This window comes from Streptomyces sp. LN549 (assembly GCF_043203805.1).
Lineage (GTDB): Bacteria > Actinomycetota > Actinomycetes > Streptomycetales > Streptomycetaceae > Streptomyces.
In genome coordinates this window covers 2523938-2548320 of record NZ_JAZHRI010000002.1, presented here as the reverse complement: position 1 = coordinate 2548320, position 24383 = coordinate 2523938, and the positions used below count along the sequence as shown (strand labels likewise).

At 71.1% G+C, this 24383-nt stretch carries 17 protein-coding genes; 11 read left to right on the top strand and 6 right to left on the bottom strand.

Annotated features, from left to right (window positions below; translation table 11 throughout):
- The first annotated feature begins 5 nt into the window (after positions 1-5).
- The gene (locus tag SH922_RS11230) at positions 6-6983 is read left to right on the top strand and encodes a ricin-type beta-trefoil lectin domain protein (RefSeq protein WP_393063527.1); all 6978 of its coding nucleotides are present in this window, start codon (positions 6-8) and stop codon (positions 6981-6983) included.
- 70 nt (positions 6984-7053) lie between these two features.
- Positions 7054-7998: a hypothetical protein gene (locus SH922_RS11225; RefSeq protein WP_393057483.1), complete on the top strand. Its 945-nt coding sequence runs from the start codon at positions 7054-7056 to the stop codon at positions 7996-7998.
- A gap of 18 nt (positions 7999-8016) precedes the next feature.
- On the opposite strand, the gene SH922_RS11220 is transcribed toward SH922_RS11225, so the two are convergent.
- From SH922_RS11220 to SH922_RS11210, 3 genes are read right to left on the bottom strand one after another with little or no spacing between them, the layout of a single operon-like run.
- Positions 8017-9207, bottom strand: a complete 1191-nt coding sequence (locus tag SH922_RS11220; RefSeq protein WP_393057481.1) for a sensor histidine kinase — start codon at positions 9205-9207, stop codon at positions 8017-8019.
- 11 nt (positions 9208-9218) lie between these two features.
- Positions 9219-9941, bottom strand: a complete 723-nt coding sequence (locus SH922_RS11215; RefSeq protein WP_393057479.1) for an ABC transporter permease — start codon at positions 9939-9941, stop codon at positions 9219-9221.
- Positions 9941-10885 (bottom strand): ABC transporter ATP-binding protein, encoded by a 945-nt coding sequence (locus SH922_RS11210; protein ID WP_393057477.1) that lies wholly within the window; start codon positions 10883-10885, stop codon positions 9941-9943. Before SH922_RS11210 ends, SH922_RS11215 begins: the two co-directional genes overlap by 1 nt.
- Positions 10886-11169: 284 nt before the next feature.
- On the opposite strand from SH922_RS11210, the gene SH922_RS11205 reads away from it, so the two are divergent.
- From SH922_RS11205 to SH922_RS11195, 3 genes are read left to right on the top strand one after another with little or no spacing between them, the layout of a single operon-like run.
- Positions 11170-12042, top strand: a complete 873-nt coding sequence (locus tag SH922_RS11205) for a MaoC/PaaZ C-terminal domain-containing protein (RefSeq protein ID WP_393057475.1) — start codon at positions 11170-11172, stop codon at positions 12040-12042.
- A 55-nt stretch (positions 12043-12097) separates the two neighbouring features.
- The gene (locus tag SH922_RS11200) at positions 12098-13174 is read left to right on the top strand and encodes a Zn-dependent alcohol dehydrogenase (RefSeq protein ID WP_393057473.1); all 1077 of its coding nucleotides are present in this window, start codon (positions 12098-12100) and stop codon (positions 13172-13174) included.
- Positions 13175-13217: 43 nt separating this feature from the next.
- Positions 13218-14159, top strand: coding sequence for a 3-oxoacyl-ACP reductase (locus SH922_RS11195; RefSeq protein WP_393057471.1), 942 nt, complete (start codon positions 13218-13220; stop codon positions 14157-14159).
- A gap of 393 nt (positions 14160-14552) precedes the next feature.
- On the opposite strand, the gene SH922_RS11190 is transcribed toward SH922_RS11195, so the two are convergent.
- The gene (locus SH922_RS11190; protein WP_393057469.1) at positions 14553-15923 is read right to left on the bottom strand and encodes a hypothetical protein; all 1371 of its coding nucleotides are present in this window, start codon (positions 15921-15923) and stop codon (positions 14553-14555) included.
- Positions 15924-16121: 198 nt separating this feature from the next.
- Here SH922_RS11190 and SH922_RS11185 point away from each other — a divergent pair, with 198 nt between their 5' ends.
- From SH922_RS11185 to SH922_RS11170, 4 genes are all read left to right on the top strand, one after another.
- Positions 16122-17165, top strand: coding sequence for an ABC transporter substrate-binding protein (locus SH922_RS11185; protein WP_393057467.1), 1044 nt, complete (start codon positions 16122-16124; stop codon positions 17163-17165).
- Between the two features lie 145 nt (positions 17166-17310).
- Positions 17311-18147, top strand: coding sequence for a Nif3-like dinuclear metal center hexameric protein (locus tag SH922_RS11180; RefSeq protein ID WP_393057465.1), 837 nt, complete (start codon positions 17311-17313; stop codon positions 18145-18147).
- Positions 18144-18887: a zinc ribbon domain-containing protein gene (locus tag SH922_RS11175; protein WP_393063526.1), complete on the top strand. Its 744-nt coding sequence runs from the start codon at positions 18144-18146 to the stop codon at positions 18885-18887. Before SH922_RS11180 ends, SH922_RS11175 begins: the two co-directional genes overlap by 4 nt.
- A complete protein-coding gene (locus SH922_RS11170; RefSeq protein ID WP_393057463.1) occupies positions 18887-20143 on the top strand; it encodes a bifunctional RNase H/acid phosphatase in 1257 nt (418 codons plus the stop codon). Before SH922_RS11175 ends, SH922_RS11170 begins: the two co-directional genes overlap by 1 nt.
- Positions 20144-20370: 227 nt before the next feature.
- On the opposite strand, the gene eda is transcribed toward SH922_RS11170, so the two are convergent.
- The gene (gene eda / locus SH922_RS11165) at positions 20371-20991 is read right to left on the bottom strand and encodes a bifunctional 4-hydroxy-2-oxoglutarate aldolase/2-dehydro-3-deoxy-phosphogluconate aldolase (RefSeq protein ID WP_393057461.1); all 621 of its coding nucleotides are present in this window, start codon (positions 20989-20991) and stop codon (positions 20371-20373) included.
- 85 nt (positions 20992-21076) lie between these two features.
- The gene (gene yaaA, locus SH922_RS11160; RefSeq protein ID WP_393057459.1) at positions 21077-21877 is read right to left on the bottom strand and encodes a peroxide stress protein YaaA; all 801 of its coding nucleotides are present in this window, start codon (positions 21875-21877) and stop codon (positions 21077-21079) included.
- Between the two features lie 192 nt (positions 21878-22069).
- Between yaaA and SH922_RS11155 the strand changes: the two genes are divergently transcribed.
- Complete coding sequence (locus SH922_RS11155; RefSeq protein ID WP_393063525.1) at positions 22070-23491, top strand: RNB domain-containing ribonuclease; 1422 nt, start codon at positions 22070-22072, stop codon at positions 23489-23491.
- 312 nt (positions 23492-23803) lie between these two features.
- Positions 23804-24334, top strand: a complete 531-nt coding sequence (locus SH922_RS11150) for a TetR/AcrR family transcriptional regulator (protein ID WP_393057457.1) — start codon at positions 23804-23806, stop codon at positions 24332-24334.
- Positions 24335-24383 lie beyond the last annotated feature (49 nt).

Genomic DNA, 24383 nt, shown 5'->3' with positions numbered 1-24383 from the left:
TGCTCATGACGCTGATGTCGGCACAGGCGGCCCTGGCCATTCCGCCGAACCCCGCCAGGGACGGCCGCGAGGAACTGGCCCTGGAGGCCCTGGCCCAGGAGCAGTTGATGCCGGGCAAGGTCTACTCCAAGGACCTGGACAGCCTGCGCACCGATGTGCCCGCCGATCTGGTGGAGGCGCCGGCCGGGACCGCGACGGCACCCGAGGGCAAGACGGGGACGGCCACGTTCCCTTCAGGCACGGCACGCGCGGCTGTTGCCGCCGAGGTGCCGGTGGCCGGAGTGCCGGTGAGCCTCGGCCCGGTGGAGGGCGAGACCGCGCCGGCCGGTACCTGGCAGGTCACCGTGAAGGACCGTGCCGCCACCGTCGCGGAGGGCGTGGACGGGGCGTTGCTCACGCTTGAGGCACCGGCCGGGAGCACGGCGCCGGTATCGGTCAAGGTCGACTACGCCCGGTTCAAGAACCTGTACGGCGCCGAGTGGGGCTCCAGGCTCAGGGTCGTGCAGTTCCCCGCGTGCTATCTGACGACTCCTGAGCTGGAGGAGTGCCAGGAGTACGAGGAGCTGCCGACACTCAACGACCCGGCCACCGGCACGGTGACAGCCACGGTTGACCCGGCCGCCGACCCGGCGGACGGCGAAGCCGCGGTCACCGGCGTCCCGGGCCTCTCCGCCCAGTCGGGTGCCCTCCGCGCACTTGCCGCAGCCGGGGCCGGGGGCAGTGCGACCGTCCTGGGCGTGACGGACTCGGGCGAGAGTGCGACGGGTTCCTTCAAGGCGACCCCCCTTGCCTCCAGCGGCAAATGGGCGGCCGGCAACTCCTCGGGCGCTTTCACGTGGTCCTACCCCCTGACCGTTCCGCCCGCACCGGCCGGTCCGGCCCCGGAGATCTCCTTCGACTACAACTCCCAGTCCGTGGACGGGCGGACCGCGGTCTCCTCGCCGCAGGCGTCCTGGATCGGCGAGGGCTGGGACTACGACCCCGGCCACATCGAGCGCCGGTACCGCACCTGCGCGGACGACCGCAAGAAGCTGAGCTCCGGCACCCCGAACAACACCGCGAAGAAGGACAAGACCAACGACCTGTGCTGGGTCTCCGACAACGCGGTGATGTCCCTGGCCGGGACCACCACCGAACTGGTCAGGGTCAGTGACACCGTCTACCGGCCGAAGCACGACGACGGCTCCCTCGTCGAGCTGAAGACCGGAGCCACCAACGACGACAACAACGGCGAGCACTGGATCGTCACCCACCGCGACGGGACCCGGTACTACTTCGGCCTGAACGCCGTCGGCGGAGGACACGCCGACACCAACTCGGTCTCCACCGCCCCGGTCTTCGGCAACCATCCCGGCGAGCCCTGCCACGCCACGGCGTTCGCCGACTCCCGCTGCGGTTCGGGCAAGCAGCAGGCCTGGCGCTGGAGCCTCGACAAGGTCGTGGACATCCACGGCAACGCCATGATCGTCAACTGGAAGCAGGAGTCGAACTACTACGCGGTCCGCGACAAGCGGAAGACCCCCGAGCAGTACGACCGCTTCGCCTACCCGGTCTCCATCGAGTACGGCCTGCGCACCGCCGACCTCACGAAGCCGTCCGCCACGGTCGAATTCGGTGTCAAACAGCGCTGCCTGGAGTCCGAGACCGCGTGCGCGGCGGCGAACTTCGACAAGACCTCCGACCCGGGGGCGTACCGCCTGTGGTGGGACACCCCCGGCAACCTGAACTGCAAGTCGACCTCGAAGTTCTGCCCCGGCTTCCCCTCGTTCTGGAGCCAGGTGCGCCTCGACACGGTCACGACCAAGGGGGCCCGCCCCGGGCAGACCGGTCTCGGTCCGGTCGACCGGTACACCCTGCGCCAGTCGTTCCCCAAGGACTGGTACGACACCTCTCCCGGCCTGTGGCTGAACTCCCTCACCCGCACCGGCTACGGCCCCGGTGACACCCTGTCCACCGGCAGCGTCCAGTCCGAGGCGGGCGTCAGCTTCGCGCCGTACACCGTGGGCCAGGGGTCTCCGCTCAAGGCCCGCCTGGCGGACAGACAGCTCCCCAACCTGGTCCGGGACGGGAAGAACGACCCACGTCCCGGCTTCACCCGGCCCCGCATCGGCGTCGTCGCCACCGAGAACGGCGGCGACATCGAGGTCGAGTACACCGGCGGCTGCGGTGCGGTCCCGGCCGAGGACAAGGGGAAGAACAACGGCACCTGCTACCCCGTGCGCTGGTCCCCGGACGGGGACGAGGAGACCCCGGCCAAAGCATGGTTCAACAAGTACGTCGTCGACTCGGTGACCGAGACCGACAAGGTCACCAAGCACGGACGTCCCGTCGTCACCTCGTACACCTACACCTCGCCCGCGTGGTCGAAGTCCGACGACGAGTTCACCCGGCCCTCCCTGCGGACGTACAGCGACTGGCGCGGCTATCAGCAGGTCGGCGTCACCAAGGGCAGCAAGAGCACCGCCGCCGCCAATGGCTGGGACCCCGAGTCCCAGTCCTATGCCGTGACGCGCTATTTCCGTGGCGCGGGCGGTGCGGTCAAGGACTCCACCGGAACCGCGACGCTCGTGGCCGACGACGCCGAGCAGTACGCCGGGATGACCGCGGAGACCATCACCTACGAGCACTCCGAGGGCAAGCCCCTCAAGCGCGCACTGACGTTCCCGGCGTCCACGCAGACTGCCTCGCGGGCCCGGGAGGCGGAGGACGGGACCGCGATGGACCCGCTGCTCGCGCACCGTACGTGGGTGGCGCGGACGGACGCCGTACAGCATCTGGACCAGGGCTGGAGGTCGGTGCGGACGACCGCCAAGGTCGACAGCACCTACGGGCTGACGTACGAGGCCGAGATGTCCGTCGTCCGGCCGAACGGTACGGGCGGTGAGACGCTCAGCGAGCAGAAGTGCTCACGGACCGAGTACCTGCACCACACGGCCGCGCATCTCATCGGCCTGCCCAAGCAGGAGCGCACCACCGCGACGCCGTGCTCCGGATACGACGCCGCCGTCCCCGCGACCCAGCTCATCACCTCGGTCCGGACGGCCTATGACGGCCTTGCCTACGGTGAGACGCCGACCGCCGGCCTCGTGACCGCCGTGTACGAGAACGACGCCGCAGGCACGGGGCACTACAACACGGTGTCCACGACCTACGACCCGCTCGGGCGCCCGCGAAAGGTCACCGAGCGACTCGTCGGAGTCACCGAGACCGTCTACACTCCCGGCGACTCCGGTGGCGCGGTCACCTCGCTGAAGACCATCAACCCCAAGGGCCACACCGAGACCACGGTGCTGGACGCCGCCCGTGAACTTCCCCTGACCGTCACGGACGCCAACGGCCAGGTCACCCGCAGCGAGTACGACGACCTCGGACGGCTGGTCAAGGGATTCAAGCCCGGCAGCACCACACGCCCCGACGTGGAGATGGTCTACCAGACCGCGCTGGCCACCCCGGACGCCACCCGGCCGGCCGCCGTCAGGACGAGGACCCTGAAGGACGACGGGTCGTACAGCAACCAGGTCACGATCTACGACGGCCTCATGCGCGAGGTGCAGACACAGTCCGAGGCGCACGGAGCCGGCCGGATCGTCACCGACACCAAGTACAACGACCACGGACTTCCCTGGGAGAGGACCGGCGGCTATCTCGCAGAAGGCGACCCCACGCCCGAGCTCTTCGAGCGCAAGAGCGAGTCGCTCGTACCCAGCCTGACCCGGACCCGTTTCGACGGCACGGAGCGAGCGGTCCAGGCCGACGTCCACTTCGGTACGGAGTACGCCTACGGAACCACCACGTCCTACGGGGACGACTGGGTCTACACCGACCCGCCCGGCGACACCGCCCCGACCACCCAGTCCGTCATGGACGTGTTCGGACGAGTCGTCGAGGTACTGCATTACACCGATGCGGGCGACGCCGGAAAGGAATGGCGCGCCACCCGGTACGAGTACGACGCACGCGGCAACCGCATCAAGGTCACCGACCCCGCGGGCAACGAGTGGTCGTACGCCCACGACGCCCGTGGCCGGCTCACGTCCTCCAAGGACCCCGACGTGGGCGAGGCCACGTTCGGATACGACGAGGCCGACCGCAAGATCAGCAACGAGGACGCGCGCGGCATCGTCACCTACACCTCGTACGACACGCTGGACCGCGTCACCGCGGTCAGGGAGGGCTCCCAAACGGCTGCGCCGACCAAGGAGTTCACGTACGACACCCTGCCCGGGGCGCTCGGCCAGCCGACCGCCTCGATCCGGCACACCCCCTCCGGGGACTACATCAACCGGGTCACCGGATACAACGCCGACTACCAGCCCACCGGCCGGGAGACGGTCATCCCGTCGAACACGAAGACAGCGGGACTGTCGGGCACGTATGCCTACGCCTACACCTACACGCCAACGGGGAAGCCCCTTTCCGTCACCCTCCCCGCCAAGGGCGGTCTGGCCGCCGAGAAGGTCGTCACCCGCTACGACGCCGACGGCCTGCCGGAATCCACGTCCGGCGCGTCCTGGTACACCTCCGACGCCACGTACTCCCCGTTCGGTGAGGTGCTGCGCACGGTGAGCGGCCCGCAGCCCCACCGGCTGTGGACCACCAACTTCGTCGATCAGCACACCGGTCGACTCCAGCGCACGGTCGCCGACCGCGAGACCGCCAACTCCAACCGGATTGCGGACAGCTACTACTCCTACGACGCCTCGGGCACCATCACATCGAACGCCCGCAAGCTCACCGACGCGGGTACGTCCACCTGGGACACCCAGTGCTACACCTACGACAAGCTGGGTGAACTCGTCCACGCCTGGTCGTCCGGTGTCGTCCCGGACGGCGCGGGCACGGGCTGCCGCTCCGACAACCAGGTGTCGTGGGGATACCGCGGTGACGGTCTGCCCTCCTCGGGACCGGTGGCCAACGCAGCGGACGCCACGGCCGACACCTCCAGCCCCGACGCGGCCCTGACCGCGTCACTCAAGGCGGCAGGCCCGGCGTCGGGCACGGTCCCCACCACGGGGGCCACCGCCTATCGGCAGTCCTTCACCTTCGACGTGGCCGGCAACCGGGCGACGCTGACGGAGTACAACGTCGCCGACGCCACCAAGAACGTGACCTTCACCTACGGCTACGGCCGTACGGTGACCGGCAACGGCACCTCCCCCTCCACGATTGCCCAGCCGCACACACTCTCCTACGTCAGTTCGTCCCCCTCGGGCCAGGGCAGTTCGTACGAGTACGACGCGGTCGGCAACACCACGCTCCGCGACCTCTCCGAAACGACGCAACACCTCACCTGGACCGGCGAGAACAGGGTCGCGGAGGTCAGCGCACCCGAGTACGGAGCCGTGACCAGCTCCGTCAGCGGCCTGTGCCTGGACGTGGAGGGCGGCAGTACGGCGGACGGTGCCATCGTCCAGATCGAGAAGTGCCTCGACGGGGACGGCCAGAGCTGGAAGCTGGACGGGGACCGGCTGAGGTCTGCGGGAGGCAAATGCGCCGTTCCCGGCGCAGACGGCTCGTCCATCAAGATGGCCACCTGCACCACCGATGCCTCCCAGAACTGGGAGCGCCGGGCCGACGCCTCCTTGCGGCACACGGTGAGCGGCCTGTGCATGGCCGTTCCGGACTCCTCGGCCGCAGCCGGGACCGACCTCCGTACCTCCGAGTGCAACGGCGGCCCCGCCCAGAACTGGGCCATCGCGCAGAACACCGAATACGTCTACGACGCCGAGGGCAACCGCATCCTCGAGCGCGGCCCCTCCGGCTCGACCCTCTACCTGGACGAGACCGAGCTCACCACCGACGCGAGCGGGAAGATAGTCAAGTCCTCCCGGTCCTACGCCCAGGCCGGCGCACCGACCGTGGTCCGCAGTACAACCGGTGGAGCCACCACGGGCCACCAGCTTCACGCGCTCATCACCGACCAGCTCAACACGGCCACCACGGTGGTCGAACTCGGTGGCACGCAGACGGTCACCCGCCGGGCGTTCAAGCCGTATGGCGAAGCCCGCGGCCCCCAGCCGTCGACGTGGCCCAACAAACGCGGCTATCTCGGCGTGGGCGTGGACGACACCGCCACCGGCCTGACTCATCTCGGGGCGCGCGAGTACGACCAGGCCACCGGCCGTTTCCTCTCGGCGGATCCCATCATCGATCTGACCGACCCGCTCCAGATCAACGGGTACGCGTACAGCAACAACAGCCCCATCAGTAAGAGTGACCCCAGCGGCCTCAAGCTTGCTCCCCTGAGCGGCGGAAGCTCGCCTTTCAACTGGGGTTCCTTCTGGACGAACAGGCATGACACGGCCGTCATGCTGCGGGCCGTCTACCTGCGCGTCTGGTCGTTCCTGTCGGGCAACAAGTACAAGGTCACCACGGATGCCAAGCGGAACAGGATCGTGGGCGGGTCGTACAAGACGAGGAACAAGAAGAAGAAGAACGACGGATACGCCGACCTCATCATGTGGGGTGAGGACAAGGTCTACGTCTGGGAGGTCAAGCACGGCGGCGGCAAGGCGGAGGAGGAGGGACGCGAGCAACTGGCCAACTACATCAAGCAGCTGACGAAGCAGCTCCGGGCGAAGGGCGATACCCGGGTCGTGGTCAGAGGCTTCAAGCTCCCGAGTCCGGTGTCCGGTCTCAACCAGGCCAACGCGACCGAACTCATTACGGTGCGCTCGTCCCTCAAGGACGACGGGATCGAGCTGTACCGGGCGTCCAAGGTGAAACCGACCAGGCCGAAGCCGCCGCTCAGGGAGCCCGTTCCCGTTCCCAACCGGGTGCCTCAGCCGGCTCCGAACGCCCAGCCGGTGCCGGCTCACCCCGACACCTCGTGGAAGACGGCAGGAAATGGTTCGGGAAGCTCGGGCGGGTCGTACTGCATATGCCTGGAGCCGGATGACATTTCCAAGGCCACGGGTTATGTCGTGGTCGGAATCTTCGGATTCGTCCTGACTGCGGCGACCGGAGGTGCGGCGACTCCCTGACCACCCGCCCGGCGCCATGGGCTAGGTCGACGCACCGCACTCGGGGCGATATCGTCGGCGCCTCGACGCAGTGAAGGAAGACGGTTCCGCTATGCGTGTTGCATTGAACGACTCGATCATGCTGATGCTTTCTTCACGCGTACCGGAAGATTCCGAGGAGTTCGGTTCCGTTGCCGAAGCGTGGATCGTCGATGCATTTGCTTCGCTTTCCACGCAGGAACTGGATCCCCTATCCTGCGGGCTGGACCTGAAGGGGCGGGCCGGTGTTCTCCGGCAGGCAGGAGTCCGCTACGGCGAGCCCGGCGAACTGTGGGTGACGATTTCGAAGTATGTGGAATTCGAATCGCGCATGAAGGTGCAGCCCTGGACGAAGAAGACATGGGCCGATCTCCTGAATGACCTGCGCGAGGTGCCTGCCTTCGTGGAGATCCGTGCGTCGATCCTGGACGGTCAGGGATTTCCCGGCAACAGGTGGATGACCGTGAGCCTGCGCCGTGAGGTGGAGGTGCCGGAGTGGATCACCATGACGGTCCGTCGGGACAGCCGGGTCTTCGCGGATCCGGTATCGGGTGCGGCTGCACAGGAGTTGTGGCTCGACTTCCTCGGACGCCGCCTGGACGCCGGCACCACCCCGTTGTTCGGGTCGCTCTCCGACGACGGCGACGGTGTGACGTTCCGTACGGAGCTGGAGGATCAGTCGGGGCTCTTCCACGACGAGACCCTGCCGGTGATGGACCGCCTCCTGCGGGGCTATTCGTGGGTGACCGTCTGTTCGCCGGATGTGGGCCGACAGCTCGGCGGACCGAACGACCCCCGCGTCCAGGAGGCATTCTTCCGGGCCGAGGAAGTTGCAGGGGGTGCGTTGCTGCTTCGGGCGACCCAGGACATCAGGGACTACGGCCCGGGTGATATCGCCGCGGTCCACGGTGCCCTCGTCGACGTCCTGCCGTCGGCTCCGCGGGGCGGTCCCGTGCCTGGGCGCGCGTCCAGGATCGTCTTCGGCACCCGGACCTGACTCGTCCCGGCCGGTCCCTTACGGTGCCACGGCCGTTTCGCCGTCCGTTCCCTGTGGCGCGTCCGCCGGGAGTTCCGCCGTGACCACGAAGCCGCCGGCCGGTGCCGGGCCCGCCTCCAGTGAGCCGCCGGCCGTGGCGAGGCGTTCGGTGAGGCCCTTGAGGCCGGTGCCGCCGATGCCCGGGGTGGGCGGGGCCGCCGGGGTCCGGCCGTCGTCGGTGACTGTCAGGCGGACCCGGTCGGGGGTGCCCTCGACGACGAACGCGCAGGTGGTCGCGGTGGAGTGGCGGACGATGTTGGTGACGGACTCCCGCACCACCCAGCCCAGCAACGCCTCCGTCTGGGGTGCGAGCGGAGGGCCCGAGCGGCGGACGGACGGTTGGATTCCGGTGGCGGTCAGCGCGGATCTGGCCCGGTCGAGCTCGGTGGCCAGGCTGCCCTCGCGGTAGCCGGTGACCGCCTCGCGGATCTCGGTGAGCGCCTGCCGGCCGACGGACTCGATGTCGGCGACCTGGAGGAGCGCGGCGTCGACGTCATGCGGCGCGAGCCTGCGCGCCGCCTCCGACTTGACGACGATCACCGAGAGCGTGTGGCCCAGCAGGTCGTGCAGGTCGCGGGAGAAGCGCAGCCGCTCCTTCTCGACGGCGGTACGGGCCAGTTCCTGCCGGGTGGCGCGCAGTTCCATCACCGTCTCCGAGAGCGTGAGGATCGCGGCCGTCACCGCACCCGAGATGAACGTCCCGTAACCCAGGGTCCACGGTGTCGACGTGCTGTCGTCGCGCCACACCGCGATCAGGCAGGCCGCCACGGCGAGGCCGAGCAGCCCGGCGGCGAGCCAGCGGTGGCGCAGGATGGTGCCGCACGCCAGCGAGAGCAGCGGGAAGAAGAGCAGCCAGCTGCCGCCGTATCCGATCGCCAGTCCGAAGGTGATGGCGGCCATCGCGCCCAGCAGGACGTACGACACCGGGCTCTCGCGCTTCTCCTTGACGAAGCCGCGGAACACCACCGAGATGTAGAGGGAGTTGAAGGCGAGCAGCCCGAGGCCGCCGATCCACGGGTTGGGGGTCTCGCCCTGGAACAGGTTGGAGAAGGAGCCCAGGCCCATCAGCAGCCAGGGCAGCAGGGCGTACGGTCCCGGCGGGCCGGGGCGGCGCCCCTCGTTCCGGAGCCGGCGCCGTTCCTTCCGTGCTTGCCTTCCGTTTCCTGGCATGTTCACTCCCGTCACACGGTCCTTGCGGACCGACGGTACGAGATCACGGCGTACGTACCGAACAGCAACAGCCACGCACAGAGCACGGCGAGGGTGGTGACGCCGGGTGCGTGGCCTTCGGTGGTGGCCCATCCCAGGTCGGCGAACCGGTTGGCGGGGGTGAACCTGCCGAGGGAGCGCAGCCACCCGGGCAGGAGCTCCAGCGGGAACCACAGCCCGCCGACGACGCCGAAGGCCATCAGACAGGCGACGTTGACGACTCCGGTGCCCTGGGGCGTGAGCCGGTAGCCGTTGCCGATTCCGAGCAGGGTGAAGGGAAGGGCGCCGGCCCACAGCAGCAGCACCAGCACGGCCCACTGCCAGGCCGCCATCCGTACCCCGTTGACCAGACCGCCGGCCAGCAGCACCGTCAGGATCGTCGGCAGCACGGTCACCGAACCGCTGATCGCCCGGCCCACGACGGCGTGCGTGGGGGAGAGCGGGGTGATCCGCAACTGCTGGAGCCAGCCCAGTGACTTGTCGGAGGCGACGCCCGTGCCGATCGACATGGCGGAGCCCAGCGCGCCGTACGCGGCCATGCCGACCATCGAGGCGGTCTTCCAGCCGTCGACTCCGTCACCGCCGCCGATGTTCGTGAAGATCAGGTACATCATCACCGGCATTCCGGTGCCGAAGATCAGGAAGGTGCCGTCGCGCAGGGTGCGTCGGATTTCGAGCACGATGTACTGGTACATCAGACGGACTCCTTCGCGGGCCGGGAGGCGCCGGCGGCCGGCGCGGTGAGGGAGAGGAAAGCGGCCTCCAGCGTGGCCACGGACACCTGGAGGCCCCGGACCATGCCGAGCCGGGCGAGCTCCACGACGGTGGTGTCCGAGTCGTCGGTGTGCAGCACCGCCCGGTCGCCGGTCACCTCGACGGTCACGACACCGGGCAGCAGCTCCAGGCCCTCGGTGGACCGGCCCCCCAGGTCGAAGGAGACCTGGCTGTGGCCGGCCGCGGCCTTGATGGCCTCGCCGCTGCCGTCCGCGACGATCCGGCCGCGGTCGATGACGACGATCCGGTCGGCGTTCTCGTCGGCCTCCTCCAGATAGTGGGTGGAGAAGAGCACGGTGTTGCCGCGCCGGGCATAGGCCCGCATGGACTGCCAGAACGCGTGCCGCCCCTCCACGTCAAGGGCGGCGGTCGGCTCGTCCAGCACGATCAGTTCCGGATTTCCGGCCAGCGCCACGGCGAACCGGACCCGCTGGATCTGGCCGCCGGAGAGCTTGTCGATCCGCCGGTTGGCGTACTCGGCGACACCCGCCAGGTCCAGCGCCTCGGCGACCGGCAGCGGCCTCGGGTAGGTGGAGGCGACGAACGTGATCAGTTCGCGGACGGTGACCCGCTGGATGGGGCGCCCGTCCTGGAGCATGGCCCCGACCAGGCCCGCCCGTACGGCCTGTTCGGGGGTGCGGCCCAGCACGCGCACGCTGCCGGCGTCCGGCTCGTTCAGCCCGAGCAGCAGGCTGATCGCGGTGGACTTGCCCGCGCCGTTGCGCCCGAGCAGGGCGACGGTCTCGCCCCGCTCGACGGTCAGTCCGATCCCGTCCACGGCCCGCACCCGCTGTCCGGGTCTGCCGAAGGTCTTCACCGCCCCGGTGAGGACCACCGCGGCTCCGTTCCCCGTTGTCTGCGTCATGCATACGACGCTACGGAGCCGGAACCCGTCGCGGCAGAGGGGTATGTAGGGACTCGGCGATGACAAATGTCATCGCCCGTGGCCGAGGGAAAGGGCTCCGGGAAAGTAGATCTGACGGGACGTCAGCAGTCTTCCCAAGTGCTGTGTGCTGCGTTATACATAGGGCCAACCGGCTAGAACGCGTTCTAGAACGGGCGTGGTCTCCGGTCCCCGCACGACCTCGGTGCGGCCGACGGTGCGGACGGCCGCACCGAGGTCTTTCACCGTCGAGGAGCAGCTTCCCCATGCCCATTGATGCCGAAAAAGCTCTCGCTGCCGAACCCCGGACCAGCCGGATCAGCTGGGACCACAAGGACGTCCAGCTCTACCACCTCGGGATCGGCGCAGGCGCCCGCCCCGACCTGGCGGACCCCGCCGTCGACCCCGGCGAGCTGCGCTACACGCTGGAGTCCCGGCTCCAGGTGCTGCCCTCCTTCGCCACGGTCGCGGGCGCGGGTACGGCCATGGCCGGCGGCCTCTCCTCGCCCGGGGTCGACGTCGACCTCGCGGCCGTCCTGCACGGCGGGCAGAGCATCCGGGTGCACCGGCCTGTCCCGGCGAAGGGCGGCGCCGTGACGACGTCGAAGGTTGCCGCGGTGTACGACAAGGTCAAGGCGGCCGTGCTGGTGCTGCGTACCGAGGCCGCCGACGACGACGGCCCGCTGTGGACCAGCGACTCCCAGATCTTCGTGCGCGGCGAGGGCGGATTCGGTGGCGAGCGCGGCCCGTCCGAGCGGACGGCCTGTCCCGCCATCGCCCCCGACCGCGTCGTGGAACGGCCGGTCCGCCCCGACCAGGCGCTGCTGTACCGCCTCTCCGGGGACTGGAACCCGCTCCACGCCGACCCGGACTTCGCCGCGAAGGCCGGCTTCGACCGGCCGATCCTGCACGGGCTGTGCACCTACGGCATGACGCTCAAGGCCGTCACCGACACGGTGCTCGGCGGTGACGCGACCCGTATCCGCTCCTACCGCACCCGGTTCACCGGGGTCGTCTTCCCCGGCGAGACCCTCCGCATCGAGATGTGGACCACCCAGAACGAGGTGCGGGTCGAGGTGAAGGCCGTGGAACGGGACAACGCCACGGTCCTCGGCGACACCTTCGTCGAGCACTCCTGAACCCGAATCCGAACCCACTCCACAAGCACCGCAGGCCCGTGAGGGGAGCCGCACCATGCGCGCAGCCGTACTGCACGAGATAGGCCAGGACAAACTCGAAGTACTCGACGACGTCGAGGCGGTGGGCTTCGGCCCCGGAAAGGTCAGGCTTCGCGTCCGGGCCACCGGGCTGTGCCATTCCGACATCTCCGCGATGAGCGGGGTACTGCCGCAGCCCGCCCCCTTCATCCCCGGCCACGAGGGCGCCGGCGAGGTCATCGACGTCGGCGACGGGGTGACCGGGCTGAGCGCGGGGGACCGGGTGCTGGTCTGCTGGCTGCCGGCCTGCGGCACCTGTCCGGCCTGCAAGCGCGGCCAGACCCACCTCTGCCTGGCCGGTTTCATGAACGCGGGCACCCCCAACTTCAAGCGCCCGGACGGCGATGTGTTCGGGTTCGCCGGGACCGGCACCTTCACCGAGGAGGTCGTCGTCGGCGCGGGTTGCGCGGTGCCGATCCCCGACGACGTGCCGTTCGAGATCGCCGCGCTGATCGGCTGCGGGGTCACCACCGGCCTCGGCGCCGCCATCAACACCGCGCAGGTGGAGGCCGGTTCGTCGGTCGCCGTGATCGGCTGCGGCGGTGTGGGCATCTCCACCGTCCAGGGTGCCCGGGTGCAGGGCGCCGCCCAGATCGTCGCCGTGGACCCGGTGGCCTCCCGGCGCGAGGCGGCGCTGCGGTTCGGCGCGACCGAGGCCGTCTCGCCCGACGAGTTCGCCGACGCCAAGCAGCGGATCACCGCGGGCGAGGGCTTCGACTACGTCTTCGAGGTCGTCGGCAAGTCCGCCACGGCCCGCACCGCGTACGAGAACACCCGGCGCGGCGGCACCCTCTGCATCGTCGGCGCGGGCGCCATGGACGACAACTTCCAGGTCAACATGTTCGAGCTGTTCTTCGACGAGAAGCGGATCCTGCCCTCCATGTACGGAGGCGGGGACGTGCTCCGGTCCTACGAGCGGGCCATCGCGCTCTGGCGGGCCGGCCGCATCGACCTCGAATCGATGATCACTCACCGGGTGCGGCTCGACGGCATCAACGACGCCCTCGACCAGATGAGGACCGGCGAGTCGCTGCGCACCTGCATCGAACTCTGACGACCTCACCGCCCGCCCCCTCCCGAGAGGACCCCGAGAACCGATGTCACTTCCCCTGGACGGACTGTCCGCGATCGTCACCGGTGCAGGCCGCGGCCTGGGACGGGCCGAAGCGCTGGAACTGGCGCGGCTCGGCGCGGCCGTCGTCGTCAACGACTACGGGCAGCCCGGCCGCGACGGCTCGGGCGAGGCGTCGGCCACGCCGGCCGAGGAGGTCGCCGAGGAGATCCGCGCGGCCGGCGGCCGGGCGGTCGCCCACCTCGGCGACGTCTCCGACCACGAGCAGGCCCGCGCGCTGGTCGGGCTCGCCGTCAGCACCTACGGCAAGCTCGACATCCTGGTCAACAACGCCGGCATCCTGCGCGACCGGATGATCTTCTCGATGACCGAGGACGAGTGGGACTCGGTCATGCGGGTGCACCTCAAGGGCCACTTCAACACCACGCACTTCGCCGCGGCCCACTGGCGGTCGAGGTCCAAGGAGTCCGGCGGCCCGGTCTACGGCCGGATCGTCAACACCTCCTCGGAGGCGTTCCTGGCCGGTTCGGCGGGCCAGCCCAACTACGCGGCGGCCAAGGGCGGCATCGTCGGGCTGACCACCTCCACCGCGCTGGCCCTCGCCAAGTACGGCGTCACCGCCAACGCCATCTGCCCGCGCGCCCGGACCCGGATGACCGAGGACGTCTTCGCGGGCTTCCAGGAACCGCAGGACGGGCGGCTCGACGCGCTCGCACCCGAGCACGTCTCCCCGCTCGTCGGCTATCTGGCCTCCCCGGCGGCCGCCAGGGTCAACGGGCAACTGCTCGTGGTGCACGGCGGAATGGTCGCGATCGTCGAACGTCCCAGGGTGGCGGCGAAGTTCGACTCGTCGAAGGAGACGTTCTCCTTCGACGAGCTGGACGAGCTGATCTCCCCGTACTACGCGGACCGGCCGCCGAACGAGACGTTCGCGGCGGCGGAGGTACTCGGCCTCAAGCGCGGCTGAACCCGCCTCGTACGGGGACAGAGGAGGGCCCCCGCAGCCGGCCGGCTGCGGGGGCCCTCCCCTCCCTCGTATCCCTCGTTGGTTTTCCTGGGCGGCGGTCAGGCCGCCCTGCTGCCACCTTCGGAGGGGCGGCGGTGGCGGCCGTGCGGTCGTGCTGCCGTGTCGTCCGTCGCCACACCCCCTCGGTGCTTTCCGGAGCCACCGGCTTCGGCCCGTTGCGCGTCCGCCCCCGGCGGACGCGTCTGGGTCGTGTCGGATCGCGCCTCAGACATCTGGGAAGTCACCCCGTTGTGATCGCTTGCGTGTTGGTCTCCGGGGCCCTCGCACCACCGCCCGGGAACGGTCACCGTCGGCGACCGCGGTGCGCGATTGAGTGAGATCCCCGGCCCAACTCTAGTCAGGTGCCGTACGCCCCACGAGAGGCGCCTGCCCCAGTGGAACGGGTCTGCACACAGGAGGAGGCGCCACGGCGGCGGAGGGTTGCATACCGCTTTCCGTGCAGGCCGCCGGGGCCGTATGCCCGGTCGGCTGCACGTCGGCGGGGGCCGTCAGGAGCGCCACCGCGCAGGCCGTGTCCCCGTTCGCGTACGGCAGTTTGAGCACGCCGTCGCGCGACCAGACCCCGCTGCCGGCCAGCCAGCCCTCGGGCGTGGCGAGGTGGTGCAGCCGACGGCCCGACGGGCGCCAGATCCCGGCCCAGCTGCCCGCGGCCCCGTCGATCCGCAGGGCCACCGCGCAGCTCTCCGGCATCAGCATCTGCCCCGGCTGCACCGCGAACGGCGTCACGGCGACATCCGGCAGACGCAGGCACTCCGGGAAGCGCACCGGCAGGCAGCTGCCCAGTACGCCCCAGCCGAGCCGCTCGTGCCCCGGCGCGTCGGACCGGATCAGCAGCAGACCGCTGTCGGGATCGGCGAGCAGCAGCCGGTCGTTGCTGTCCGGTGCGATCTGGAGCAGCGGGGTCATCTCGGCGCCGCGCCCGAGGTCCACCGCGACCGCCTTCACCGGACCGCCGCCCGCCGGTTCCCGGTCCAGGGCCAGCAGTCGGCCCGCCCGGTCCAGCCAGACCCCACCGGAACAGCGCCCCGGCAGGTCCGCGATGTGTTCGGGTCCGAACGCGCCGCCCGCCACCAGCCAGAGCCCGGTGGAGTACGTGCCGGCCGACAGGGCGTAGGCGCTGACGCCGTCCGGAGAAGGCGGCAGCAGGGTCAGTTCGGCGCATTCGACGGCGCCCAGCGGGAGTTCGCCGGTGCCGGGCCCGGTCGGGTAGAGCAGCGAGAAGGCGTGCCGGTCGGCGACCCGGCGCCGGATCAGCACCCGGCCGTCGGCGAGCGGCAGCACCTGCGAGTCGGCCTCCTCCGGCTGGTCCAGCGGGAGCGCCACGGCATACGGCTCGGGGCCGTCCAGCGTCCAGCGCTCCGCGTACCAGGCGGCCTGGCTGCCCGTTTCCGTCCCGGTGGCGTCGCCGCGGGCGGCCGTGAGCCGTGCCGCGTAGGCGCCGTCGGCAGTGAGCGTGAACGCGGGCAGGACCGTTTCGCCGGGGACCGGCTCCAGCCGCTCGCCCGATGCGACCGGCGCCGGCGGGTCCCCCGACGTAACCGACGCGACCGATCCGACCGGCTCCAGCGGCTCCGGCAGGGCCGCTGTGCTCCCGGCCGGGTCCGGCGCCTCGTCGGCCCCCTCCGGGTCGTCGGACCCCGGCTCCACCGTCTCGCCGGTTCCGGCCGCCTCAGCGGTCCCGCCCTCGATGGCACAGACAGTCATCGACTCATCACCTCCGGCAACCGAAGCTAGTTTTCGCACTCCCTGCCGAACAACACGAGCCACGTCACTTCACACATAAGGGTGGCGATGCCCGGATTCGCCTGAGAAGGCGGGGGCGGTTGTGCTCATGGAGGTGAGGGGTGCCTAAGGTTAGGCATTCCTAAGAGTTACCTGTGTGACCCTCGACTGGAGCAAGTGATGTCCCTTCGTCGCCGCGGCACCGCCGCAGTCGGCCTGGCCGTAGTGGCCGCCCTGTCCCTCTCGGCCTGCGGGGGCGACGGCGGCGGCTCCGGCGCCTCGGGCAAGTCCGAGGCCGGTGCCGACAAGAAGGCCGCGGTCGCGACGGGCGGCAAGGACTTCGGCGACGCGGCGAAGAAGACCGCGGAGTACGGCACCGACGCCCCGGCGGGCACGTTCCCCCGTACCGTCACGCACGCCATGGGCAAGACCGAGCTCAAGGCGGCCCCGAAGCGGGTCGTCGTGCTCGACGTCGGCGAGTTCGACAACGTGGTCTCGCTGGGTGTGAAGCCGGTGGGCTACGCCCCGTCCGAGGGCGACGCGGCGATCCCGTCGTACCTGAAGAAGGACGCGGGCGACCCCAAGAACGTCGGCACGATCAACAACCTCAACCTTGAGGCGATCGCCGGACTCAAGCCCGACCTCATCCTCGGCAGCCAGCTGCGCGCCGCGGACAAGTACGACGAGCTGTCCAAGATCGCACCGACCGTGTTCTCCATCCGCCCGGGCTTCACCTGGAAGGAGAACTACCTCCTCAACGCCGCGGCGCTGGACAGGACAGCCAAGGCGAAGTCGGCGCTCGGCGCCTACGAGGCGAACGCGAAGAAGCTCGGCGAGGACATCGGCCCGAAGAAGCCGACCATCTCCATGGTCCGCTACCTGCCGGACAAGATCCGCCTCTACGCCAAGGCCTCCTTCATCGGCACCATCCTCGACGACGCCGGCCTGCCGCGGCCCGAGAACCAGCAGATCAACGAGCTGGCCGCGGAGATCAGCCCGGAGAAGATCGACGAGGCGGACGCCGACTGGATCTTCACCGGCGTGTACGGCGACGTGAAGGCCACCAAGCGCGACACCACTCAGGCCAACCCGCTGTGGAAGAACCTGAAGGCCGTCAAGGAGGGCCGGGCGAAGAACGTCTCCGACGAGACCTGGTACCTCGGCCTGGGCGTCACAGCCGCGAACCTGGTCCTCGACGACCTGCGCGCGGACCTCGTCAAGTAACGACCCGACCCAGGGCCCGTGGCGCCGCGCAGCTGTTCACTGCGCGGCCCCGGGACGTAACGATTCATGACCGTCCGGTGGCCCGATGCCACGGGTCCGACCGGCCATGGGATGCGGGGCACGGAGGCCAGGTAGCCTTTCCTTCGTGCCCCGTCTGTCTGAAGTCATCGCCGAGCTCGACGCCCTGTGGCCGCCCGGGCGGGCCGAAGGATGGGATGCGGTCGGCACCGTCTGCGGTGACCCGGACGCCGAGGTCGACCGGGTGCTCTTCGCCGTCGACCCCGTACAGGAGATCGCCGACGAGGCGCTGAAGCTCGGCGCCCAGCTGATCGTCACCCACCACCCGCTCTATCTGCGCGGTACGACGACGGTCGCGGCCGGCACCTTCAAGGGCCGCGTCGTGCACACCCTCATCAAGCACGACATCGCGCTGCACGTGGCCCACACCAACGCGGACTCCGCGGACCCCGGCGTCTCCGACGCCCTGGCCGGCGCCCTCGACCTGCGGGTCGAGCGGCCCCTCGTACCGGACCCCACGGACCCCGCCGGCCGCCGCGGCCTCGGCCGGATCTGCGTGCTCGACCACCCCGAGACCCTCGGCGCGTTCGCCGCCCGGGCCGCCGCCCGGCTGCCCGCCACCGCGCAGGGCATCCGCCTCGCGGGCGACCCGGAGTCCCTCGTGCGGACCGTCGCGGTGAGCGGCGGATCGGGCGACAGCCTCTTCGACGCGGTGCGCGCCGCGGGCGTGGACGCCTTCCTCACCGCGGACCTGCGCCACCACCCGGCCTCCGAGGCCGTCCAGTACTCGTCGCTCGGCCTGGTCGATGCCGCACACTGGGCCACCGAGTGGCCGTGGTGCGAGCAGGCCGCCGCACAGCTCGACGCGATTTCCGACCGCCACGGATGGGACCTGCGGGTCCATGTCTCGAAGCAGGTCACCGACCCCTGGACCACCCACCACTCTTCTGGAGCCCCCAACTGAACGCCGCGCCCGCCGACCAGATCCGACTCCTCGACGTCCAGGCCCTCGACCAGCGTCTCTCCCAGCTTGCGCACCGGCGCAACTCCCTGCCCGAGCACGCCGAGATCGAGTCGCTCACGGCCGACCTCGCCCAGCTCCGTGACCTCCTCGTCGCCTCGACGACCGAGGAGAGCGACACCGCCCGCGAGCAGACCAAGGCGGAGCACGACGTCGACCAGGTGCGCCAGCGCGCCGCCCGCGACCAGCAGCGCCTGGACTCCGGCGCGGTCACCTCGCCCAAGGACCTGGAGAGCCTGCAGCGCGAGATCGTCTCGCTCGCCAAGCGCCAGGGCGACCTGGAGGACGTCGTCCTCGAGGTCATGGAGCGCCGCGAGTCCGCGCAGGAGCGGGTCACCGAGCTGACCGACCGGGTCGCCGCCGTGCAGGCCAAGGTCGACGACGCCACCGCCCGCCGGGACACCGCGACCCAGGAGCTCGACACGGAGGCCGCGACGGTCACCAAGGAGCGCGAGGTCGTCGCCGGTTCCGTTCCCGCGGACCTGCTCAAGCTGTACGACAAGCTCCGCTCCCAGCAGGGCGGGGTGGGCGCCGCCCGCCTCTACCAGCGCCGCTGCGAGGGCTGCCGTCTCGAGCTCAACATCACCGAGGTCAACGACGTGAAGGCCGCATCCCCCGACACGGTGCTGCGCTGCGAGAACTGCCACCGCATCCTCGTCCGCACCGCGGACTCGGGCCTGTAATGACGCAGCCGCGCCAGTTCGTCGTCGAGGCCGACGGCGGCTCCCGGGGCAACCCGGGGCCCGCCGGTTACGGCGCGGTCGTCATCGACCCGGCGACGGGGGAGACCCTGGCCGAGGCCGCCGAGTACATCGGCGTCGCGACGAACAACGTCGCCGAGTACAAGGGCCTCATCGCCGGTCTCCGGGCCGCGAAGGCGCTGGTGCCGGACGCTTCGGCCGAGGGCGGGCCGCGGGTGCACGTCCGGATGGACTCCAAACTGGTCGTGGAACAGATGTCGGGCCGCTGGAAGATCAAGCACCCCGACATGAAGCCGCTCGCGGCCGAGGCGGCGCGCATCCTGCCGGCGTCCCTCGTCACCTACGAGTGGATCCCGCGCGAGAAGAACAAGCACGCGGACCGGCTCGCCAACGAGGCGATGGATGCGGGCAAGCGCGGCAAGCAGTGGGAGCCGTCGTCCTCGACAGCGGACCTCGACACCCCGAGGTCCTCGGTGGCCGACGCCCTGCCGCCGGTCTCCGGACCGCCCGGTGACGCGGCGGCCGGTGCGGCGAGGGCCAGGGCGGCGCTGAACCGGCCCGCTCCCGCCGCCACGACGACCCCGCAGGTCGGCTGGGGCGTCGCCCCGGACCTCGGCGCGCCCGCCACCTTCGTGCTGCTCCGCCACGGCGAGACCGCCCTCACCCCCGAGAAGCGGTTCTCCGGCAGCGGCGGCACCGATCCCGAGCTCTCCGCCGTCGGCCGCGGGCAGGCCGAGCGGGCCGCCGACGCCTTCGCCGCCCGTGGGACGGTGCAGGAGATCGTCAGCTCCCCGCTGCGTCGCTGCCGCGAGACGGCCGCCGCGGTGGCGGCCCGGCTTGGTCTGGAGGTCGGGATCGAGGAAGGGCTGCGCGAGACGGACTTCGGTGACTGGGAGGGGCTGACGTTCGGCGAGGTCAAGGAGCGGTACGGCGCTGATCTGGACGCCTGGCTCGCCTCCGCGAAGGCGGCCCCCACGGGGGGTGGCGAGAGCTTCGCCCAGGTGGCCCGCCGCGTCGCCGCCTCCCGCGACCGCCTCGTCACCCGTTACGCCGGCCGCACGGTCCTCGTGGTCACGCACGTCACCCCCATCAAGACCCTCGTCCGGCTGGCACTCGGCGCACCGCAGGAGTCGCTGTTCCGGATGGAGCTCTCGGCTGCGTCCGTGTCGGCCGTGGCCTACTACACGGACGGCAACGCCTCCGTACGGCTGCTGAACGACACGTCCCACCTCCGCTAGCAGCGCCCTGGTCCCGCCCGGACAGCACTCGGCCCCATCGGCCGGGGGGAGGCCGATGGGGCCGGGGCGGCTCCGGCAGGCCGGGGGATTGCCTGCCGGAGCCCGGGGATCCCGGAGTCCGGGTCACGTACCTACAAGGTGTCGTGCCCCGGCTGCCGGGGAGCATGCATACGAATCGCGACGGATTGCCGCCGACCGGCGCCGGGCTCCGGGGCGGCGCCCTCCGCTCAGCCGCGCAGCGCAGCCGCCTCGGCGGCCAGCCGCTCCACCCGGGACCAGTCCCGGGCCGCCACCGCGTCGCCGGGGACCATCCAACTGCCGCCCACGCAGCCGACGTTCGGCAGGGCCAGGTAGGAGGGTGCCGAGGCGAGCGAGATGCCGCCGGTCGGGCAGAACCTGGCCTGGGGGAGCGGGGCGGACAGGGCCTTCAGATAGGCCGTGCCGCCCGCCGCCTCGGCCGGGAAGAACTTCATCTCGGTGACCCCGCGCTCCAGCAGCGCGACCACTTCGGACGTCGTCGAGACACCCGGCAGGAACGGCACCCCCGACGCCTTCATCGCGTCCAGCAGCGCGTCCGTCCAGCCGGGGCTCACCAGGAACCGGGCGCCCGCGGCCACGGTGTCGGAGACGTTCCGCGCCGAGATCACCGTGCCGGCGCCCACCACCGCGTCCGGAACCTCCGCCGCGATCGCCTTGATCGCGTCGAGGGCGGCGGCGGTCCGCAGCGTCACCTCGATCGCCGGAAGCCCGCCCGCGACCAGGGCCCGGGCGAGCGGCACCGCGTCGGCGGCGTCCTCCAGCACGACGACGGGCACGACGGGGGCAAGGTCCAGTACGGAGGAGGTCATGCCCTCATCCTGCCCCTTGCACCGCACCGTACGCAACGAACGTTGCACATGATGCAACGCGCCCTGTGGTGCTCCCGTGCCCGGGTCAGTGGATCTCCGTCACCACCACATCGAGCTCCCACGTCCGCCCGGACCGCGCGGGGGCGTGGGCCTCCACCACGTACCCCAGGTCCCGCAGGACCGTCACCAGCTCCGCCGGATCCTTCGGCCCGGCCCCCGCCAGCAGCAGATCGCGGACCATCCGGCCCTTGGTCGCCTTGTTGAAGTGGCTGACCACCGACCGCTTCTCCACCCCGTCCACCAGCTGGGAGTGCAGCACCCGCACGCTGGCCGTGCGTTCCGCCACCGCGCCCTTCGGCTTCCACGCCGCCGCGTACGCGGACGACCGCAGGTCCAGCACCAGCCCGTCCCCGGCCGCCTCCGGCATGGCCTCCGCCATCGGGTCGCGCCAGAACGCCCCGAGAGCGCCGAGCCCCGGCAGCTTCACCCCCATCGAGCAGCGGTACGGCGGAATCCGGTCGCCCACCCGCACCGCGCCCCACAGCCCGGAGAAGACCAGCAGCGACTTCCCGGCCCGGCGGCGGGCTGCCGCGTCCAGGGACGCCAGGTCCAGTGCGTCGTACAGCACCCCGGTGTAGAGCTCCCCGGCCGGACGCGCACCCGCGGTCCGCAGCTCCACGTTCTTCGCGACCTCGCCGCGCAGCCCCTCGCTGAGCCCCAGCACCACGCGGGCCTTCTCCTCGTCCGCCGCGCACAGCTCAACCAGCCCGTCCAGCACGGCGGCCCGCGCCCCGGCCAGACCGGGCAGTGAGAGCGACTCGGGCTTCAGGGGTGCTCCGCGCCCCGAGGCGGCCTTTCCTTCGGAGGGCGGCAACAGCACGAGCACGGCGGTTCTCCTTCGTACGTACGGAAAAGGGGTCCCCCGGCCTGCGCACGGATCCCCGCGGGCGCCGCCCGGATGCAGGACAGACCCCTCGCGCCAGCGTACGGGGACCCGGCGCCCGCCCCCTCCGCCACCCGGGATGCCGCCCGCCCCGCCCCGCCATACGCTCGGTCCATGCCCCGCCGCCAGCTCCACATGACCGGCGCAGCCGACAGCCCGCTGCGGGCGGCCCTGCGCGACCTGCGCACCGGACTCGGACTCCCCGACGGCTTCCCGCCCGACGTGCTTGCCGAGGCGGCCGAAGCGGCGCGGAACCCCGAAATCTCCGGGCACGAGGACGCCACGGACCTGCCGTTCCTCACCATCGACCCGCCCACCTCCACCGACCTCGACCAGGCGATGCACCTGGAACGCCGGGCCCACGGCTACCGCGTGCACTACGCCATCGCCGACGTCGCCGCCTTCGTCCGCCCCGGCGGCCCGCTCGACACCGAGGCCCACCGCCGGGTGAACACGCTCTACTTCCCCGACGGCAAGGTGCCGCTCCACCCTGAAACGCTCTCCGAGAGCGCCGCCAGCCTGCTGCCGGGCGAGACCCGCCCCGCCGTGCTCTGGGAGATCGACCTCGACGCCGAGGGCCGCGCCGTCGCCACCCGGGTGCGCCGCGCCCTCGTACGCAGCCGCGCCAAACTCGACTACGCGGGCGTGCAGCACCGGATCGACACGGGCACCGCCGAGGAGTCCCTCGCCCTGCTCAAGGACATCGGCACACTGCGAGAGGAACAGGAGATCGCCCGCGGCGGCATCTCCCTCGACGTGCCCGAACAGGAAATCATCGAGAGGGACGGCACCTACGGCCTCGAATACCGCGCCCCGCTCCCCGCCGACGGCTGGAATGCCCAGATCTCGCTGCTCACCGGTATGGCAGCGGCCCGGCTGATGGCCGAGTCCGGCACCGGCATCCTGCGTACGCTCCCGGTCGCCCCCGACGGTGCGGTGGCCCGCCTGCGCCGCTCGGCCGAGGCCCTGCACATCGACTGGCCGCACCACGTCCCGTACGCGCAGGTCGTCCGCTCGCTCGACCCGAAGCGGACCAACCACGCGGCGTTCCTCCAGGAGTGCACCACGCTGCTGCGCGGCGCCGGCTACACCGTGTTCGAGAACGGTGACCTGCCCACCCCCGCCGTGCACGCCGCGGTCGCCGAGCTCTACACGCACTGCACCGCGCCGCTGCGCCGCCTCGTCGACCGGTACGCCGCCGAACTGTGCGTCGCGGCCGCCGCGGACCGCGATCCGCCCGAGTGGGCCCTGAGCGCACTGCCCGCCCTGCCCAAGGAGATGGCGGACGGGACCCGGCGCGCCAACACGGTGGAGCGCGAGTGCGTCGACCTCGTCGAGGCGGCGCTGTTGAAGGACCGGGTCGGTGCGGTCTTCGACGGGTACGTGGTGGACGTGCAGGAGAAGGAGCCGACCGCCGGCACGGTCCACATCGACGACCCGGCGATCGTCGCCCGCATCGAGGGCGGCACCGCCGAACTCCCCCTGGGGGAGCGGCTGCGGGTCCGGCTCACCCAGGCGGATCCGGGATCGGCGAAGGTGCTGTTCGCGCCTGCGTGAGAGCGGCCACCGCGGCGCGCGGATCATCCGCGTGGAATCGGACCGCACCAGCCTGCCCGCGAGCGCCGAGCGGCGGTACGAAGCCCAGCGGCGCGGTCACCGTCACCGTCACCGTCGTCTGACCGCTGACCGCTGACCGCTGACCGCTGACCGCTGACCGCCGACCGCGAGGTCGAGCAGTAGAAATTCTGACGCTGCGGCAAGGCCAAGGCGCCGGGCCACGCACCCCTGGTCCCTGCCGCACCTGTCCCCATCTCGTACGATCGCGCCTTCGGCTCCGCACCCCGAGCCGGCAGGAAGAGGAGGATCGTCATGACCGATCTCGCAGCCCGGCCCGCCACCACCGACCGCGCCCGTCAGATCCTCGCCGCCGCACGCACCCTGCTGGAGCAGGAGGGCCCGGAGGCTCTCACGATGCGCCGTCTCGCCGGGCGCGTGGGCATCACGGCGCCCTCGCTCTACAAGCACTTCCCGGACAAGTCGTCTGTGGTGAACGCCCTGGCCGACGCGATGCTCCGGGAGACCGCCGGGGTGCTCGAAGCGGCCGAGGCCGCGGCTCCGGGTTCGTTCCCCGCCCTGGCCACCGCCTACCGCGCCCACGCCCTGGCCCACCCCCACCTCTACCGCCTCACCACCGGCCACCCCCTCCCGCAGGACCTGGAGGAGCGCGCCGCCGCCCCGCTCTTCCGCGCCCTGGCCGGCGACGAGGGGCTTGCCAGGGCGGCCTGGGCCTTCGCCCACGGGATGGTCACGATGGAGCTCAACGGCCGCTTCCCCAAGGACTCCGACGTCGCGGCGGCCTGGACGGCGGGGATCGCGGCCTTCGCCTCGGTCCGCCTCTGACAGCTGCCTGCCGCGCTGTGCCACGATCGAGGGAACCACTCCCATCTCA